This window comes from Ensifer sp. WSM1721 (assembly GCF_000513895.2).
Classification (GTDB): Bacteria; Pseudomonadota; Alphaproteobacteria; order Rhizobiales; family Rhizobiaceae; genus Sinorhizobium.
Map to the genome: position 1 here is coordinate 1088907 of NZ_CP165783.1, position 18016 is coordinate 1106922.

At 62.3% G+C, this 18016-nt stretch carries 15 protein-coding genes and 1 riboswitch; of the genes, 6 read left to right on the forward strand and 9 right to left on the reverse strand.

Features of this window, described 5'->3' with window-relative positions; all coding sequences use genetic code 11:
* Window positions 1-539 precede the first annotated feature (539 nt).
* From M728_RS22610 to M728_RS22640, 7 genes are all read right to left on the reverse strand, one after another.
* On the reverse strand, window positions 540-2456 hold the full coding sequence (locus M728_RS22610) for a hypothetical protein (protein ID WP_026620908.1): 1917 nt from the start codon (window positions 2454-2456) through the stop codon (window positions 540-542).
* A complete protein-coding gene (locus M728_RS22615; RefSeq protein WP_026620909.1) occupies window positions 2453-3487 on the reverse strand; it encodes a Gfo/Idh/MocA family protein in 1035 nt (344 codons plus the stop codon). The genes M728_RS22610 and M728_RS22615 overlap by 4 nt, the downstream gene beginning before the upstream one ends.
* A 4-nt stretch (window positions 3488-3491) precedes the next feature.
* Window positions 3492-4556 (reverse strand): ABC transporter permease, encoded by a 1065-nt coding sequence (locus tag M728_RS22620; RefSeq protein WP_026620910.1) that lies wholly within the window; start codon window positions 4554-4556, stop codon window positions 3492-3494.
* The gene (locus tag M728_RS22625) at window positions 4556-6100 is read right to left on the reverse strand and encodes a sugar ABC transporter ATP-binding protein (protein ID WP_034883669.1); all 1545 of its coding nucleotides are present in this window, start codon (window positions 6098-6100) and stop codon (window positions 4556-4558) included. Before M728_RS22625 ends, M728_RS22620 begins: the two co-directional genes overlap by 1 nt.
* Window positions 6101-6102: 2 nt before the next feature.
* The gene (locus M728_RS22630; RefSeq protein ID WP_026620912.1) at window positions 6103-6747 is read right to left on the reverse strand and encodes a DUF2291 family protein; all 645 of its coding nucleotides are present in this window, start codon (window positions 6745-6747) and stop codon (window positions 6103-6105) included.
* Window positions 6748-6820: 73 nt separating this feature from the next.
* Window positions 6821-7762, reverse strand: coding sequence for a D-ribose ABC transporter substrate-binding protein (locus tag M728_RS22635; RefSeq protein WP_026620913.1), 942 nt, complete (start codon window positions 7760-7762; stop codon window positions 6821-6823).
* Between the two features lie 72 nt (window positions 7763-7834).
* Window positions 7835-8662, reverse strand: a complete 828-nt coding sequence (locus M728_RS22640; protein ID WP_026620914.1) for a phosphogluconate dehydrogenase C-terminal domain-containing protein — start codon at window positions 8660-8662, stop codon at window positions 7835-7837.
* A 126-nt stretch (window positions 8663-8788) separates the two neighbouring features.
* A riboswitch (Fluoride riboswitch) is annotated at window positions 8789-8865 on the forward strand.
* Between the two features lie 133 nt (window positions 8866-8998).
* On the opposite strand from M728_RS22640, the gene crcB reads away from it, so the two are divergent.
* On the forward strand, window positions 8999-9388 hold the full coding sequence (crcB, locus tag M728_RS22645; RefSeq protein ID WP_026620915.1) for a fluoride efflux transporter CrcB: 390 nt from the start codon (window positions 8999-9001) through the stop codon (window positions 9386-9388).
* A gap of 105 nt (window positions 9389-9493) precedes the next feature.
* Here crcB and M728_RS22650 read toward each other — a convergent pair whose 3' ends face one another.
* Window positions 9494-9904, reverse strand: a complete 411-nt coding sequence (locus M728_RS22650) for a helix-turn-helix domain-containing protein (protein ID WP_026620916.1) — start codon at window positions 9902-9904, stop codon at window positions 9494-9496.
* A 335-nt stretch (window positions 9905-10239) separates the two neighbouring features.
* On the opposite strand from M728_RS22650, the gene M728_RS22655 reads away from it, so the two are divergent.
* From M728_RS22655 to M728_RS22675, 5 genes are all read left to right on the forward strand, one after another.
* The gene (locus tag M728_RS22655; RefSeq protein ID WP_245269700.1) at window positions 10240-11217 is read left to right on the forward strand and encodes an AraC family transcriptional regulator; all 978 of its coding nucleotides are present in this window, start codon (window positions 10240-10242) and stop codon (window positions 11215-11217) included.
* Between the two features lie 269 nt (window positions 11218-11486).
* Window positions 11487-12488 carry a helix-turn-helix domain-containing protein gene (locus M728_RS22660; RefSeq protein WP_026620918.1) on the forward strand — a complete coding sequence of 334 codons (1002 nt, stop codon included), beginning with the start codon at window positions 11487-11489 and terminating at the stop codon, window positions 12486-12488.
* A 161-nt stretch (window positions 12489-12649) separates the two neighbouring features.
* Window positions 12650-14011: a TadE/TadG family type IV pilus assembly protein gene (locus M728_RS22665; protein ID WP_026620919.1), complete on the forward strand. Its 1362-nt coding sequence runs from the start codon at window positions 12650-12652 to the stop codon at window positions 14009-14011.
* Window positions 14008-14538, forward strand: coding sequence for a TadE/TadG family type IV pilus assembly protein (locus tag M728_RS22670; RefSeq protein ID WP_026620920.1), 531 nt, complete (start codon window positions 14008-14010; stop codon window positions 14536-14538). Before M728_RS22665 ends, M728_RS22670 begins: the two co-directional genes overlap by 4 nt.
* A 9-nt stretch (window positions 14539-14547) precedes the next feature.
* Entirely contained in the window at window positions 14548-15120 is a 573-nt protein-coding gene (locus M728_RS22675; RefSeq protein ID WP_245269701.1) for a TadE/TadG family type IV pilus assembly protein, read from the forward strand.
* 346 nt (window positions 15121-15466) lie between these two features.
* On the opposite strand, the gene M728_RS22680 is transcribed toward M728_RS22675, so the two are convergent.
* Window positions 15467-18010, reverse strand: a complete 2544-nt coding sequence (locus M728_RS22680) for an NAD-dependent epimerase/dehydratase family protein (RefSeq protein WP_026620922.1) — start codon at window positions 18008-18010, stop codon at window positions 15467-15469.
* Window positions 18011-18016: the final 6 nt, after the last annotated feature.

Genomic DNA, 18016 nt, shown 5'->3' on the forward strand with positions numbered 1-18016 from the left:
CAGACACGGGGCATTCGGCAGACCAAAGAATGCTCCGATGTCCTGTTCCGCTGTCCTCATAGGCTTCAACGACACCTCCAGCTACAGAAGCCTGCTGCATGTTTCCTTTGCCGATTTAGGCAACATGCAGCAATTCAAAGTGCTACAGCGTCATTTGTGCGTCTGAGGGACGCACTGCGCTGTAGTTGCGACAGACGTTTGAACGTGACCGGACTTCGGGGCGGCCGCGTGACGATGCATTTGCAAATTTCGACGATCTCTGGCGCAAATGCGTCCCTATAGGCTGTCGCCATCCGTTTAGGAAGTAAGGATGCCCGCCGGCGGACTCGATTTCTTGTAAGTATTGCTCCTCCTTTGTTCAAAGGACATGCCTTGCTGAGAAACATGTCCAGTCGTGCGGCACCGATCGCTCGGGCGAGACGCTCTACAAGGATCCGTTGGTCACGGTGTGCGGCGCCCCGTCGAGGCGTGCCGCGGAGCAGCTAGCGAATGTGTGCAAATGCTTTCCAGCTTTTCCGAGCCAAGCGGCCGATAGATCCTCAGGCCGTGACGATGCGGGCAACCGCATAGGCGGAGAGCACGACACTCGCGCCCGCAAGCGCCCTCGCCTTCGGCTCCTTCGCGCCTTCGCGAAGCCAGGCTTCGTCGAGAACGGTGAGTCTTTGTCCGCCGGATTCGGGCAGCGTCACCGTCTGAAGATCTGGCGTCAGGTTGGCGAGCAACAGGGTCGTTGTGCCGCCGACGGCCGCACCGAGGCCGAGCACTCGATGGGGCGCCGATGTCTCGACCGCGATCCGCTCGCCATCCGACAATTGGGCGAGCCAGCGCAAGACGTGGAAGAGCGGTCTCGGTCTGCCCGCTTCGACCGGCTCGCCGGCGCCGGCAGGTAGTCCGAAGGGGCCGGCAAGCGTCGAAAGCGTCAGCACCTCCGGCTCCGCCCCGGCGATCGTTGCGGCGTAGGCGAGCGTCCAGGCGGCACCGAACAGAGCGTTGTGCCGAGGGTCTCTATTCGCCATAGCGATGCGCTTGCCGAGTGCGTTGTCCTTGGTCGTGCTCCCATAGGGGTTCTGGCGCATAGCGATGGTGGAGGGACCAATCCGATAGGGTTTTCTTCCATAGATCGCCCGGACGGACCGCGTCACGTCGCTCAGCGCCTCGAAGGTCTGCATCACGCTCACATCGTCCGCCGCATGAACGATCGGGTTGGTACAATGGGAGACATAGGCAAGCCGTTCGGCCGGCACACGCTTGCGGTTGAGCTCGGTGAAATAGCTGAACATGCCGCCGCCGAGCGGTACGCCCGGGAGGGCCGCTTGCGCCGCCGCGTAGACCTCTTCGAGCGGTGGGCACTCCGGCCAGACGCTACCGGGCGGCGTCGATTGCCGATCGACCGAGGGCGACACGGCGATGCTCGCCAGTTCAAGGCCGCTATTTCCGACCATGTCGGCGATTTCGCCGAACTCGTCGGCGAGCGCGCGTTTACAAGGAACGAAGCATTCGAGCGTCACCGCGCGGCCAGACGCCTCCGCCATCTGCCGGAAGTGGCTGAGCGCTGCCGCTCCATGGCCGGCATCCCGGTCGAAGTGGCAGATGAGATGCCGCGCGCCGAGGCGCGTCAACAGCCCCACGTTGCGAAGCTCTTCGCTCGCCTCCTCCGGCCGCAGGCCAATGCCGATCGCGGGTAACGATCCTGCGTCTCGTCTGATGGAAAGGCTGATCTCGACCGGCGCCTCGGCCTCCTTCACGACCGCGCCCGTCTCACGGAAAGTAAGCCGCACGCTTTGCCGGACCGTCTCGCCGGCTTCGAGCACATAGGGCCAGGGCAAGGCCAGCGGACGCACATAGGTCTTGTAGGAACCGTCGGTCCAGTTCCGCTGGTCCTCCATCTCGAAGACGTCGCCGATCATGCGGCACTCGGCCGTAACACACGGCAGCACTTCGTGCGTGATCGCGGCGATATCCTTGAAAGGCTGCCACGGCTCGATGAGGTCGGGAAAGGCCGATTTTTCGATCGAGCCGTCGCTATGCTCGACCTCGACCGGCCGCCCGGCAAGGCCGACGATCGGGTGCAGGATGGCAAAGCCTGCGCGCGCCGTCTCGAAATCTCGTTCCGGCGTGAAGCGCGCATCGAAGAGGAGACCATCGGGTCCAAGCTCGATCGTTGCACGACAATCGAGGACGGCCCCATCGAGCGCCTTGAAGCGGGTGGTGTAGCGAATGCGCGTGCCGCTCGCCCCCTCATCTACGTTCAGGCCCTCGATCTGCGCCTGGCAGGTTCCCCAGTCTCGGTCCCGGACAAGGAAAGAAATCGCCCTCAGCACTTCCCTGCCGGCAAAGCGGATCGTACGTAGGTTGCCACCGACCAGATCGGCGCTGAGCCGGCCCACCTCTATCCGCCGCGCTTCCGGCTCTCTTTCATCGGTGCCGAACAGGAGAAAGGCGCGGGACGGCATCATCCGAGGAACTCCGCCAATGGGATCGTCCGCCCTTCGGCCGCGCTGCGGTAGGAAGCCTCCACCAGGGCAAAGGTCTTGAGGTTGTCTCGGCCGGACGTCTCGGGTTCGCGCGCAGCGCGCAGGCATTCGATCCAGTGTTCCTGAATGAGCGCCACGCTTTCCTGAATGTTGTGCCAGGGAGGCGAGGCCCAGGGGAGCAGGCGCGATTCCACGCCCTCGACTCTCGTAGCGTCGCGCGAATGAACGGAAAGACGATAGCCTTGCGACAGCCGCAGCGTGCCCTTGCTGCCGTCGATCTCGAGCAATGTTTCGGGAAAAGGCTCGACCGGCAATTTGGTTGCGTAGCTGCAATCGACGACGGAGGTGACGCCGCCCTGGTGATCGAGCAGCATGGTCGCCACGTCCTCGCCGACGATGTCGGGATTGACCCGCTGCGTGCGGGCCGTCACCGCGGTCGCGTCGCCCAGGAGGAACCGGGCGATGTCGAGCGCATGGATGCCGAGATCCTCGATGATGAAGCGCTTGCCGGTCGCAAGATAAGGTTGGCCGGAGAAGACGTTATAGGCCGAGCGAAAGCTCACCCGGCCCCAGAACACCTCGCCGATGGCGCCGCTGTCGAGCGCTACCTTCGCGGTGCGGATCGGCGACTGCCAGCGGAAGTTCTCGTGGATCATGAACGGCACGCCCGCTTTCGCGCAAGCCGCGACCATCGCCTTCGCGTCTTCCATGGACGGCGCAATCGGCTTCTGGCAGATCGTCGCAATGCCGTGCTGCGCGGCCATCTCGACGAGCGCACGGTGACTTCCAACCGTCGTCGCGATGTCGACGAAATCAAAGCCGCCATCGGCAAAAAGGTCCTCGGCGGACGTATAACGGCGCGCGATGCCGAATTCGTCACCGACGGCCTTCAGCCTGGTCGGATCCCGGTCACAGAGGGCGACGATGCGCGCGCCCTCCGCGTCGCGCCAGCCATGCATCTGGTTGACGGCGAAGAAGCCGCAACCGATCAGGGCGCCTTTCAATTCCGCCATGCCTTCACCCCTTCTTCGCAAGCTGCATCAGCGTCACCTGCTGCTGCAGCCGGCGTTGCGCCTGATCCACGACGACGGCGACGATGATGACGATCCCCTTGATAACCATCTGCCAGAAGGAGGAGATCCCCATCATGACAAGGCCGTCGGAAAGGATGCCTATGACGAAGGCGCCGATGATCGTGCCCCCGATCGTGCCGCGGCCGCCGGACATGGACGTGCCGCCAAGAACGGCCGCGGCAATGGCGTTGAGCTCGAAGGAATTGCCCGTGGCCGGGTGCGAGGCCATCAGCTCCGACGAGATAACGAGGCCGACGATCGCAGCGCAGAAACCGGAAAACATGTAGACGAACATCTTCACCCGGCCGACGCGGATGCCGGACATACGGGCGGCTCGCTCATTGCCGCCGACGGCGAAGATATGGCGGCCGATCGGCGTGTATCTGGCGACGTAGGCAGCGGCGAGCGCAACGACTATGAGAATCCAGATCGATACCGGCAAGCCCAGAAGACGGCCGGAGCCGAGGAAGGCGAAGCCGGTCGTCGAGAGCTCCGGTTTGCCGACGAGATTCGGGAAGGTCTGACCGTCGGAGGAGAGCAGCGCGAAGCCGCGCGCGACATAGAGCGTACCGAGGGTGGCGATGAAGGGCGCGACGTTGAGCTTGGTGATCAGCAAGCCGTTGATCGCACCGATGACGATGCCGACCGCAAGCGTGATCAGGCAGACCTCGACGACGTTGAAATAGATCGTGTAGCCGAACTGCAGGTCGATGCCGTGGAGGATGAGGCCGCCGGCGACCATGCCGCAGAGCCCGACGATCGACCCGACGGAAAGATCGATGCCGCCGGTGATGATGACGAAGGTCATGCCCATGGCAAGGAAGGCGTTGAGCGCCACATGCTTCGCCATCAGGATGAGGTTCGCCGTCGAGAGGAAATTCGGCGCGAAGATCGAGAAGAAGGCGATCACCGCGAAGAGGGCGATGAATGTCCTGAGCTTCATCAGCGTGAGCAGGAGCGAGCCGCTTGCGGCTTCCGGGGCGTTGGTGGTCGTGGTTGCCGTCGTCATCAGGCATGTTCCCTTGTCGTCTTGTGGCCTTCGGCCGAAGCCTTCACGATCATCTCTTCCGTCGCCTCCGCGCGGTCGATAACGGTGACGAGCCGGCCATTGCTCATCACTGCGATGCGATCGGAGAGCGCCATCACCTCTTCGAGATCGGAGGTGGAAAAGAGGATCGCGAGCCCCTCGCCTGCGAGTCGCCGCATGGTGCGGAACACGTCCGCCTTGGCGCCGACATCGATGCCTCGGCTCGGCTCGTCCATCAGCAGGACCTTCGGCCTCGTCATCAAGGCCTTTCCGATAACCACCTTCTGCTGGTTGCCGCCCGACATCGAGGTCACTTCGAAATCCGGATTCGGCGCCTTGATGGAGAGATCGCGTATCGCCGCCTTGATCGACGATTGCTCCTTCTCGCCGACGATATGAAAACCGAAGCGGACGAAACGGTCGAGGCTGGCGAGCGTCAGGTTGCTGGCGATCGAAAGAGCCTGGACGAGCCCCTCGCGCTGGCGGTCCTCCGGGATGAGTGCAAGGCCCGCCCTGATCCTGCCCGAGGTATCGCTTGCATCGATTTCGGCCCCATCGATATAGATCCGTCCCGAGGAATGCGGGTGCTGGCCGATCACGCATTCGAAGAACTCGCTTCGCCCGGCACCCATCAGCCCGTAGATGCCGAGCACTTCGCCGGCGCGCACGGAGATCGAGACGTGGTCGACGGCAAGGCCGCCCGTCCGGCGCGGAAGGCAGATATCCTCCGCACGGAAGATCTCCGCACCCAGGCGATGCTCGATCGACTTAGCGAAGTCCTTCGCGTCCGAGCCGATCATAGAGCGGACGATCCACTTCGTATCGATGTCCTTGACCATGGCGTGCCCGGTGATCTGGCCGTCCCGAAGCACGGTGATGTAGTCGCCGATCCGCATCAACTCTTCGAGCCGGTGGGAGATGTAGACGATCGCCACCCCCTGCGCTTTCAACTCCCGGATGACCTTGAAGAGGATGTCGACCTCCGCCGCCGAAAGCGCCGAGGTCGGCTCATCGAGAATGAGGATGCGGGTGTCGAGCGAGATCGCCTTGGCGATCTCCACCAGTTGCCGCTGCCCGATCGGCAGGTCTTCGACGAGCGTCTCGGCGTCGATGCCGGCATCGAGCCGGTCGAGGAACTCGGTGGCTCTTGCGATCTGCGCGCGGTGATCGATGCCGCGCAGCCCACGGGTGATTTCGCGGGTCGCGAAGATGTTCTCGGCGACGGAGAGGTTTCCGAAGAGATTGAGCTCCTGGAAGACCATGCCGATGCCGTGGTGCTGCGCGTCGGCCGGCGAATGGAACTCCACCTCCTTGCCATCGAGCAGGATGCGGCCGAGCGAGGGCTTTTCGACGCCGGCGATGATCCGCATCAGCGTCGACTTGCCGGCGCCGTTCTCGCCGACGAGCACATTCACCGCGCCGCGCCCGAGTGCAAGGTTCGCGTGGCGCACGGCGACGATGCCGGAATAGACCTTTGTCACATCCTCGAGCCGGAGCACGCAATTGTCGTCGTCAGTCGGGCCCATGATCAGCCCTCCACCGTCAACCGGGCCGGCGCCACGAGGGGCAATTGCCCTTTGGCAGGCAAGGGGTAGGCGCCGACGGCCTCGATCTTCTTGCCGACCAGACCATCTCGGGAGAGCTTTTCGAGCACCAGGCCGTTGACATGCGTGTTGAAGGCTTTGCCGTATTGGGCCCACTCGATCTGATTTTTGAATTGGTTGAAGTTGACGAAGTCGAGGCTGTCGCGGATCGCCGTGCCGCGGATCGCGGGTCCGATCTGAACACGCGCGTCCGCCTTGCCGTCGCCATTCGCATCGACTTCCACATAGGCCGAGCGCGACTTCGTCTCGGCAGCGACGATGGTGCCGGAAAGACGCGTGGCGAATGTCCAGGGAGCGCTCCCCTGCTTTTCCTTGTGGCCGTATTTCGCGCCCGCCGCATTGGGATCGCTTGCGGCAAGGGCCGCGACCTCCGGAAACGGCCCGGCCTTTTTCTCGAGATAGGGCAGCACCTGGCTGTCCCATATTTCGGCGACCATGCGGTCCGGAGCGAAGCCGCCGGTGGCGGCCTGCGCGGCTTCCTCGTTGGTCGGCGTCTTGATGATCTTGCAGCTCGAAAGCGCCATCGCGCCGGCAAGGACAAGCGCGGCCGTGGCCTTCAAATTCCGCATTGCAGCCTTACTCCACGACAGGACAGAGGGACGCGCGCGACGGCATGCACCGTTCCGCGCGTCCTTTCGACGATCAGTTGGTCAGCGCGAAGGTCTCGAGCTGGTCGGCGTTTTCGCTGGTAATCAGCACGCAATCCATGAGCTGCTTTTCTTCGACCGGGCTCTTGCCCGTGGTGATGTACTCGTGTGCCTGCTGCACGGCCATCTGCGCCTGCGCATAGGCCGGCTGCAGCACGGTCGCCTTGATGCCGCCGGACTTGATCGAGTCGCGCACATCGTTGGAACCGTCAAAGCCGACGACGATGACATCCTTGCGGCCGGCCGCCTGCAGAGCCGCGATCGCACCCATGGCCATCGTGTCGTTGCCGGAGATCACGCCCTTGATGTCCGGATTGGCCTGGAGGATCGTTTCCATCTTGGCGTAGGCCTCGGTCTGGCTCCAGTTCGCCGACTGCTGCGCTACCATCTTCATCTCCGGATATTCGTCGATGACGTCGTGATAGCCCTTGGAGCGGATGCCGGCATTGAGATCGGACTCGCGGCCGAGCAGCTCGACATAATTGCCGGATTCGCCCATCAGCTTGACGAATTCCTCGGCGCCGAGCTGCGCGCCCTGGTAGTTGTTGGAGACGATCTGCGAGACGGCGACCCCAGTCGCATTGATTTCACGGTCGATCAGGAAGGACGGCACGCCGGCGTCCTTCGCTTTCTGGACGGCGGCGATCGAGGCTTCCGAGCCGGCATTGTCGAGAATGATTGCCTTCGCACCGCGACCGATCGCGGTATCGACCAGTTGCGACTGCTTGTTGGCGTCATCGTCATGGACGAGGACCAGCGTCTCGTAGCCGAGTTCTTTGGCCTTAGCCTCGGCGCCCACCGCTTCGGCCTTGAAGAAGGGATTGTCGTGCGATGGCGTGATGATCGCGATGAGATCAGCCGCGTAAGCCGGAATGGCCGAGCTTGCCGCCAGTACGGCCGCAAAAGCGGCCATGGTCATTCTGCGTGTCAGTTTCATTGAGTCTCTCCTCCCAGGTTTGAAAAAATGGCCGAAGCCGTCCTCACCGGCTCCGGTAATCCGCTGGCGCCGTCAGGTGATGCGGCGGATGCTGTCGGCGATCTCCTCAGGCTCGAAGACGCGCTTCCAGTCGTCGCGCATCAGCATCGGCTTGCCGAATTCGATCGCCTTGTTGCAGGCGTCGGAAAAGACGCCCTCGACCTCATCGAAGATCACGGCGCCGAGCACGTTCATGTGGCCGAGCAGGAAGTCGCGCGCCGCTTCCTTCGGCACACCGCGGGCGACGCATTCGTCCATCGCCTCGCGCATGACAACGAGGAGCGAAGCGCAGACCGTCTCCGACAGGCCGGGCTCGAGGAGCGCCATCTGCTCGACCGTGACGCGGTGCGAGCGCATGACCGGTGCCCAGATAATCTTGGCGATCTCCTCGCCCTTGGCGTAATCCGCCTCTGGGCCCTGCATCAGCGCGGAAACGATGTGCTGCTTGGCGGCGACGCCGCCGAAATGATCCTTGCGCGCGGCGGGCTCGGTCTCGTCGTTGAAGATGGGTGGATGGCAGGGATGCGTGACGAAATAGGTGAGGTTATCGCGTTTCGGCAGATGGCCGGCAAACGGGGCCGCGGCATCGAGAACCATGATCATCGTGCCGGATTTCAGTTTGTCGACGATGGCAGCGGCAACCTTGCCGATCACCGTGTCCGGCACCGCGAGAATGACGACGTCGGCATCGTCAAGTGCCCTGTCGGCCGGGACGGTCGACATCCCCAGTTCCTGCTCCAAGCGCGCCTTGCCGACCTCGCTCACCTCGACGTGCCGCACATCGAAGCGCGAGCCTTTGAGGTTCTTGGCCAGACGGCAGCCCATTTTTCCGCCGGCGCCGAACAGGGCAATCGAAGTCATTTGCGTCTCCTTCCAGTCTCCTAATCTCAGCGATAACGAAACTGGTATGATGAGTCAATGAGTATATCAGCTGAAGTGCCCGAAGAAAGAGGCGATGTTGACAGCATCGACTTCACATCTATAAGGGAACCTATCGGCAATGGACTCTGCCGGGCCGCCAGGCCGAACCGCTTCCCCTGGAAGCTGATGACTCCTACTCACGACCGCGTTGGCGAGCGAGTGGAGTCATGCCGGGAATTCACGCTTTTCCCCTTGCACGTTTGCGGTGTTCAGGCTCGCTGCGGCCGTTCAAGACCGGCGCGACGGGCGGCCTCAAATCATCAAAGGATTTTGCCGATGGCCTACTTGTTTGTCTTTTTAGGTGCCGGCCTGGGTGGCGCGATGCGCCACGGCGTAAACCAGGTCGCTGCGCTTCTGTTCGGCGTCGGGTTTCCCTACGGCACATTGACGATCAACGTCGCCGGCTCATTCGTGATGGGCGTGCTTGCCGGATATTTCGCGTTGCGCGGTGAAGCGCCGCAAGAGGTGCGCCTGTTCCTCACCACCGGCGTCTTGGGCGGTTTCACCACCTTCTCCACCTTCTCGCTCGACACCATCACCCTTTGGGAACGCGGGGAATGGCTCGCTGCGGCCTTCTATGCCGCCTTCTCCGTGGCCTTTTCGCTGCTCGGCCTCGTGGCCGGCCTCATGCTCGTTCGGCTTCTTGCGCAGGGCCAAGCGGCGTGAGCGCCTCGGCGAGAGCCGGATGGCTCGGCTTTCCCGGCGACGCTGGAGCGGCATGCGCTCACTTCGCAGCATCGCCGTCGCCTAAGTTCCTTTGAACGCGACCGCTCAGGTATTCGCCAGGGCCTTCACCAGAGCGACGATTTTCCGACGCAGCCGCGCGTCGCGGAGCGTAAGGAACGCACGATTGAGCGAAACGCCTTCCTCCGTCGACAGGAATTGCAGCATCTCTTCACTTGAGAAGGCCGCTTCGTTCAGTTCCCCATCCGTGTGCGGCGCAGGCGCCCCCTCGAAGAAGTAAGCGACGGGGACGCCCATCGCCTCGGCCGCCCGTTGAAGGCGGCTGGCGCCGACGCGGTTGAGGCCCTTTTCGTATTTCTGCACCTGCTGAAACGTCACGTCGATCGCTTCACCGAGCTTCGTCTGACTCCAATCCAAGGCCAGGCGACGCAACCGAATACGGTTGCCCACGTGCACGTCGATGGCGCCCGGTTCTTTCTTGTTCGTTCGGCCCTGCATTATCCCCTCATTTTTGTCCGGGCGTAAACGTGCATTCATTCAAACACTAGTTGAACGACCCTCAACGCTGAGCAATTTAGTACAAATCGGCCGCGATGAGATTCGATCTCGAATTGGTGGCACGTCGCACTTGAATATGCCGTCGGAGATACAAAGGACATACGAAATCGTCTGCGGATATATCCTATTGACGCATGATATATCCGTTGGACGACAATATTCTTCCGCCAAGATGGCGCGTTATAGCCGATGATGCTTACTCCTTTCGAGGCCAGCTCAGCCGCTGGCGTAATCTGATGGTCGGGAGTCGCATGTCGCAAAGCGGAACGGGGCGGATGTCGCATCAGTCTGGTACGGTATTCCAGGGCAGCGATCCGGATGAGCTTGCGGCGGTACTCTCGACGCCGCGCTCGCCGATCGTGGTCGAGCCGCTCGGCAAAGGACCACTCGCCTTCCACGGCGAATTCTTCTCCGCCGGGCCGGCAACCTTTGGGCATTGCGCCTACGAAGGTGATATCCGTTGTAAACGACTGGCTGGGGGCCAGCGGCTACTCGTCTTCCTGCCACTCGACGGCGATGCTCTCTTCGATGTCGGCGGCAACGAGCTTCACTCCACGCCCGGTCGCGCGACGATCGTCGATGGTGCGCGCAACACGCATGCCCGTCTCTACGGCAACCGGCGGCATCTCACCGCATTTATCGACAACGACAGGCTCACGGCCCTGCTGACGTCCCTCATCGAACGTCCGGTTGGCGACAATCTGGAGTTTCGGCCGCATCTCGATCTCGATGCCGGAGCCGGACTGACGCTGATGCAATTGGTCGAGTCTGCCTATCGGGGATTGCAGGGGAGCGCGCCGCTGCGGCGGGCTCCCCTGGCGCTCGGCGCTCTCGGCGACGCCATCGCCCATCTGCTCCTCGAGGCCGTTCCTCATCGCTATTCGGATGAACTCGCCCGCCCGTCTGCCTTGCCGGCCCCGCGCCATGTGAAATGGGCGATCGAATTCATGCAGGCCCACCTCAGCGACCCCATCACGATCGCCGACATTGCCGCGGCGGCGCGAGTGAGCGTGCGCACGCTGCAGGAGGGCTTCCGGCGCTTCCGGACGACGACGCCAATGGCCTGTCTACAGGAACTGCGCCTCGCCGCCGTCCATCGCGAGCTCGCCGATGCGCCCCCTACGGTGACCGTCGCCGATGTTGCGTTGCGTTGGGGTTTTACCCATCTCGGCCGCTTCGCCGCCGAATACAAGAAGCGCTTCGGACAGTTGCCGTCGCAGACGCTGCGCAATGGCTCGGACGTCGGGCGGTGAAGCCAACCGCCCAAAGGCTTTTGCACAGCCGGCAGACGACGGCCGCGCGCCGCCATTTCCTACTACTTTAGTCCAGCTTTCCTGCCTTTCGGGCAATGCGCCCACAATAGCAGTTTACGAACCCGCTAATATACGCTTATTAGTATGACAATTGGGAACTGCGGCGGGCGGCAGCGGACGGGAGGTGGCATGAACGTGATCACGCTATTGGCGGGCTTGCCGTTCAAAGCGATGCTTTTAAGAGCGCCTCTTGTCTTTTCGGAACCGGCATGACGCACTTCGCTCAGCGCCGCGCATTCCGCATTGTAAAAGCGGATGCCGACGAGATGTCGGAACATTATGCAAAGACGCTGTCGCCGGCAAAGGTCGAACCGCTCACGCGCGGCGGCCGCATTCTTGTCGAGGACCGGCATTTTTCGCTCGGGCCCTTCAGCATCTGGGCAGGCAAGTGCCATTCGGGAATGAGGGTAACGTTCTCGCAGCCATCTGACGTCTTTGTGCTCTACCTCCCCCTTTCGAGTGCGATGGAGATCGATATCGGCCGGAGCCGCCTCACCTCGGACCCGGGCACTACGCTGATCGCCAACATGTCGCAGTTCGACAAGCTGACGCTCCACGAAAATCGCGGCCATATCGGCATTGCCTTCGACAAGTCGGCCATGGTGTCCCAACTGAGTGAAATGCTCGACGCACCCGTCCTCCACAATATCGAGCTTTCCGCGGCTCTGGAGACTGCATCGGTTGCCGGGTCTCGATTGGCGGCTCTCGGACATCTGCTTTGGGATTGCTTCGACGTCGATAGCGACGATCGCGTTTCGGCGATCGCTGCCGATCACCTTTTCCAGGCAGCCATGGCCATGATCCTGGAAGCCGTGCCGCATAACTATAGCGAGCGGTTGAAACGTCCAGCGTCGCCGGCGATGCCGCGAAATCTCAAAAGGGCAATCGAGTATATGGTCGCCAATATCGCGCAGCCGATGACCGTTGCCGAGATCGCCCGGGAAGCCGGCACAAGCGTGCGCGCGCTGCAAACGGCCTTCCAGCAGTTCAAGGACACCACGCCCTTGAGCTTTCTAAGACAGATGCGGCTCGAGGGCGTGCGCCGCACGCTCGCCGACGAGACCAACGAACTCTCGATCGCTCAAGCGGCACGCGCTTGGGGCTTCACGCATATGGGCCGCTTTTCGGCCGTCTACCACGATGCCTTTGGCCAGTCGCCCTCGGAGACCGCCAGGCTTCGCAAGCGACAGACCGCAGCCACGTCGAAGTGATCTCCGGACGAGACGCGATGAATCGGCTGTCTTGCGCATTGCTGCGTTCAGTGGATAACGATGCGCCAATCGGCTAACGAAATCCGTTCCTAATTTACGCGTGAATAATGTTTTGCCGAGAAACCATTGGTTCGCAAAAGAACTGATTTGGTTGGCACAATATGCGTCTCACTTTCGGCCGCGTCTGGCGGGAAATCGCCACACGCTTGGCGGCCATTGCCGCCGATCGCCGCGGCAATGTCGCGATCACGGTCGCGCTCTCGATCGTGCCCATGATCCTTGCCGTCGGCGCAGGGCTGGACTACGCCCGCGCCTACAATGTCCAGAGCAAGATGCAGTCGGACCTCGACGCCGCCCTTGTCGCCGCCATCAAGCAGATCGACGATCAGGACGAGGACAAGCTCGCCAAGAAAATCAAGGAGTGGTTCGACGCGCAGGCCGACCGCCTGGATTCGAGCTATGACCTGACCGACATCAAGGTGGACAAGAGCGGGCATACGATCCGGGCCTCGGCGAGCGGCAGGGTGCCGACGACGTTGATGATGCTGGCCGACATCAAGACGGTGCCCGTCGGCGTCGTCAGCGCCATCGAGGGACCGGCGACCTCCCATCTCAATGTCTACATCGTCCTCGACAAATCACCCTCTATGCTGCTCGCCGCGACCAGCGAAGGCCAAGCGATGCTGCGCGCGGACCCGAACATACGATGCGAATTCGCCTGCCACAGCATCGATGATCCTGTCAGGAAAAACAAAACCGGCGCAATCCTGGCGTCCACCTATTACGACTACATCAAAAATCTTGGCGTGAAGCTCCGATCGGACGTTGCTCTCGACGCGGTCGAGGAGGTCCTCGACATGATAGACGCGGCCGACACGGACCATTCGCGGATCAAGGTCGGACTTTACAGCCTCGGCGAAAGCACATCTGAAGTTCTGGCTCCGACCTATTCCACAACCACCGCACGGAAGAAGTTGTCCGAAGACGAGAGCGGACTGACAAGCGAGACCTCAACCGAAGCCACATATTTCCACATCGCGCTGAAGGGGCTGAAGAAAAAGGTCGGGAAGGCCGGCGACGGCACGTCCGCCGGCTCGCCGCTCAAGCTCGTGCTTTTGCTCACGGATGGCGTCCAGTCCCACCGCAACTGGGTCATCAAGGACAACGGCAGACATTGGGACCGGGTTACGCCGCTCAATCCGGACTGGTGCGACTATCTGAAGGATGAGAAGGCGACTATGGCCGTGCTTTACACGGAGTACCTCGCCATTCCGCACGACTGGGGATACAGAGAAACACTGGCGAAGTCGATGGCGACCAGCAAATGGACGTCCACCTGGGGCGGCACACTGCATAGCGGCGTCAGCGGCCAAACCACCAGGCACGACTATATTCCGATCGCGCTGCAGGACTGCGCTTCCTCGTCCGACCTCTTCATCTCGGCCGCCTCCGAGGACGAGATTACCGAAGGGCTTTCCACCCTTTTCAATCAGTATCTGACTTCCGTGCGGCTCACCCAATGAGGCGGCAATCGACGAAGAGGCTCCTCGGCCGCCTGCTGCGCGACAGGGCGGGTGTTGCGGCGATCGAATTCGCACTGCTCGCTCTGCCGACATTCATCCTGATCTTCGGCATCCTGGAGCTCGGAGCGATGTTCTTCATCGATTCCGCGCTCGATGCTTCGGTCCACAAGGCCGCGCGGCTCATCAGGACGGGCCAAGTGGCCAAGACCAATATGGCGCTGGCCTCGTTCAAGGCGGAGATCTGCGGCAATCTCCTCTACGTTCTCAACTGCTCCGACAATCTGCTCGTCGCGGTCGACACGCTGACCGATGCCTCCTCCTCCGGTGCCATGAAGGCCATCGGCAATAGCGGCACCGTTTCGATCACGGAGAACTTCGACATGGGCAAGGGCAGTGATTACGTGATGGTCCAAGCCTTCCTGCCCTGGTCGCCGATCGTCGGCCTCTATTCGCTCTCGAGCCACACCCTCGCCGATGGCAGTTACCTGCTCGGCGCTTCCGTCTTGTTCCGCAACGAACCGTTCTGAGAAAGCCGCATGATTTCATTCCTGGCAGAACGCATCGGTGCCACGCTGCGGCATTTCGGCAAGAGCCGAGACGGCGCGTCCGCGATCGAATTCGCCATCCTGCTGCCGCTGATGCTGCTCTTGCTTGCCGGCCTGGTCGACCTCGGCCAAGGCCTGACGGTCCGACGCAAGGTCAACCAGATCGCATCGACGACCAGCGAGATCATCGCCATGCAAGGCAATTGGAGCGATGCAAGCGTCGCCAGCATCCTGGCGGGGGTCAGATCGATTCTCGACCCCTATGATTCAAGCGAGCTCAAGGTACTGTTGTGCGTGGTCGACATCGACAAGAAGGGCAAGGAGACCGTGGCCTGGTCTGCCGCCTATGGCACGGCCAAGCTCGCCGCCGGACAAGTTTCGCCTGTCGAAATCCCGGATGAACTGCAGGAGGAAAATGTGCAGATGGTCGTCACCCGTGTTCAATACAGGTTGGACACGATCTTCTCCAGCCTGTTCGAAAGCTTCACCGGCGGCGGCGCCTACGAATATGACCAGCATTTCTTCATTCGGCCGCGCAACGGCAGTACGATCAGCTTCAGCTGATTGCGGAGAGATTATCAATTCAACCGCCAATATACTGTCTCGCCCGGTCGAAACTTCCGAGGAGGAAGAGAACTACAGGGAGCCGCGGCCCCTTCTTCCCAATTATGCGCTTAGCGCATAGGAATTTCGCATCCCGGATACGACCTGCTTCCTGGACCGATAGCGTAACTCACGGGATGTAGCTTACAGTCGGCTTGTGGGTGCAGGCGGCCTTGGGGCATGATGCCCCGAGGTACCGTGCCAGCGGTCTAGGTCGCCGCTGGCACGCGCACCTCCCCTTCGATCGGACGCGCGCCGACGCCGCGGCTCCCGCCGCAATGAAAAGCAGTCATCCAAGGAGCGCCGCTCAGACGATCGCCCGGTCCCAGCTACCATAGTGCTCATCGCTGCGCTTACCGCGCGGCAGGCTGAGCGCGATCAGCGCCAACCCGATTGCCACGTTCCCGACCGTGCCCGCCGTCCCGCCGCCGGAAAGCAGGAACGGCGAGGCTGCGATCCAGGCACCGAGCGCCACATTGAGGAAGCGGACCGGACGGACAACCTCCGCCATCGCCGTCACTGCGATCAGGATGACGATACAGCCGACGATATGGTCGCTGTGATAGAGCGGCGGCGCGCTGCCGAAGATCAGCGGCGTCACCATCAGCACCGTTCCGAGTAGCACGCTCGTCACCAGCGTCCATGGAAAATTGACACCGCCCACGACAAATTCCTTCAGCAGTTTGGACGCGGCGCGATCAAGGTCGGGTCCGGGCGTCTGGTTCTCCGAAAGCGCCGGACCGCCCATCCAGAATGTGCGCCAGAACGGTTCGCCGGCCCCTTTCGCCTGCCATAGATACTGGATTGTCGCGATAACCTCGTCGATCGAATAGGGAATGAGCACGACCGTGACGGCGGCCTGGATCAGGCAGAGCGTGCAAAGCGTGCCGAAAAGGGGCGGCTGAACGATGATGAAGGTAACGCTGACCGCGCCAAGCGGAACGATCAACAGGCCGAACAGCAGCACCATCCATGGCATGGTGCGCCAACGCCTGCGGTCGCCGATCGCGCCCGCGAGAATGTCGAGCGCGTAGGTGAAAGCGCCGAGACCGGCATCGGCGATCGGGAAACCCTTGGACAACCAGGACGTCACGACGGCCTCGCTGCCGTTGCGGACCGGAGCCGTGCCCGGCCCGAAGAACGGATCCCAAAGACCGTCGATATGGCCCATCTGATAAGCGGCGAGATAGCGCGAGACGAACAGCCCGACGAAGGCGAGCGCGACAATCGGAATGCGCTGGGTGAAGGAGGACGGAGAATAGGTCCAGCCGAGCGGCCGGTCGTCGTCCGCCGCGAGCGCCCGCGTGCTGATCCCCGGTGTCGGCGCAATCATCACCGCGAAGGCGACGATCAGCATGCCGACCAGCGTGTCCGTCGCGTAAGCCGCCGCGCTCGTCGTCCAGAAGACGAGTGGAGCGAACATGATCCAGACGCCGAGAACCGCGGTGATCCATTGTACCCACAACCAGCGGCGATACATTCCAAAAAGCGCGAAAGCCACCACGATGAGACCGGAGAGAATTTCGCTGATCCCGAGACGCGTATTGCGCAGGGCGGCCTCGGCGATTTCGTGTCCGAGAGCCGGAGGCAGCGGGGCAGCGACGGGATCGAACAGGCCGAGCGTCATCGGTGAGGTGACCAGCCACAATGCCAGCGCGACATTCGACAGAGGCGCCCAGAGCGTTCGCAGCCGATGCTGCTTCACGGCGGCCTCGACCTCCTTGCCGCTGCGCTCCAGCGGCCGCGCCAGCCTTTCCTCGGCCTGCTCGATTTCTGGCTTCGAGGCCGCGACCGCTGAGGGTTCGAGCTTGTTCCTTGCGTACCAATCGGTCGGATCTTCCTTCAGCCGGCGGATCATCTCCGGCAAGGTGGCGCTCAGCCTGTGTTCCGGCTCCCAGCCCAGGAGGGTACGGGCGCGGGAAATGTCTATCTCGTAATGATCGTCCGAGCTCTCGATCATCCAAGGCTGGATGTTGGAGTCCTGGTCGAGCACCTCCGTTTGCAGCCAGGCGCCCGGTTTGGCGAGACCCTTCGGCAGGACGAGCGTGCGCCAGTCCTCATCGTGGATCAGCCGCCCAAAGCGTTTCTGCAGCTCGCCATAGGAGAGCGTCTCTTCCTCTCCGATCAACAGGACGCATTCCTCCGGCAGGTCGGCACGGCGCTCGACGGTGCGCACAAAGGCTTCAACCAGGTCGTCCTTGTGCAAATAAGGCTGCCCGGCATCGAGATCGCCGCTGAAGAGATAGGCTGTCGGGAGCCGCTCGAAGATGCGCGCGATTTGCTGGGCGATGAAAGCGGCGCGGCAGTCCTCATCGTAGACGCCGGCGAGCCGCAGGACGACCGTCTTGAGGCTGCCTCGCTCTTTCGCGATCAGCGCTTCGGTCTCAGCCTTCGACTGCGGGTAGATCCAGCCGGGCTCGAGGGGCGACTCCTCGGTGATCCGCCTGCCTTTGGCCGGGCTTGGAGCGTGTACGAGCAGCGTGCTGGAGTAGATGAACTGCTCCGTCTCGATGCCTTGCAGCGCTGCAAGCAGCCGTCGCGTTCCCTGAACGTTGACGGCATCGTATTTCGGGTTAGGCTTGCCGGTGGTGTCATAGTAGGCAGCGAGATGGATGACGGAAGCCAGACGTCCGCCGCTGCGCTTGCGCACCGCCTCGACAGCTTCCTTGACGCTGTCATCGGAGGTCAGATCGGTCTCGATTGTCTCGAAGCCCTCGAGCGGCTTTTTGGGAGGGGCGATGTCAAGTCCGATCAAACGGTAGCGGTCGCGCAGGCGGCGCGCGATGGCCTGTCCAAGGAAGCCGCTCGCGCCGGTCATGAGGATGGTCGGACGATTTGTCTCTTCGGGCATCTCGAA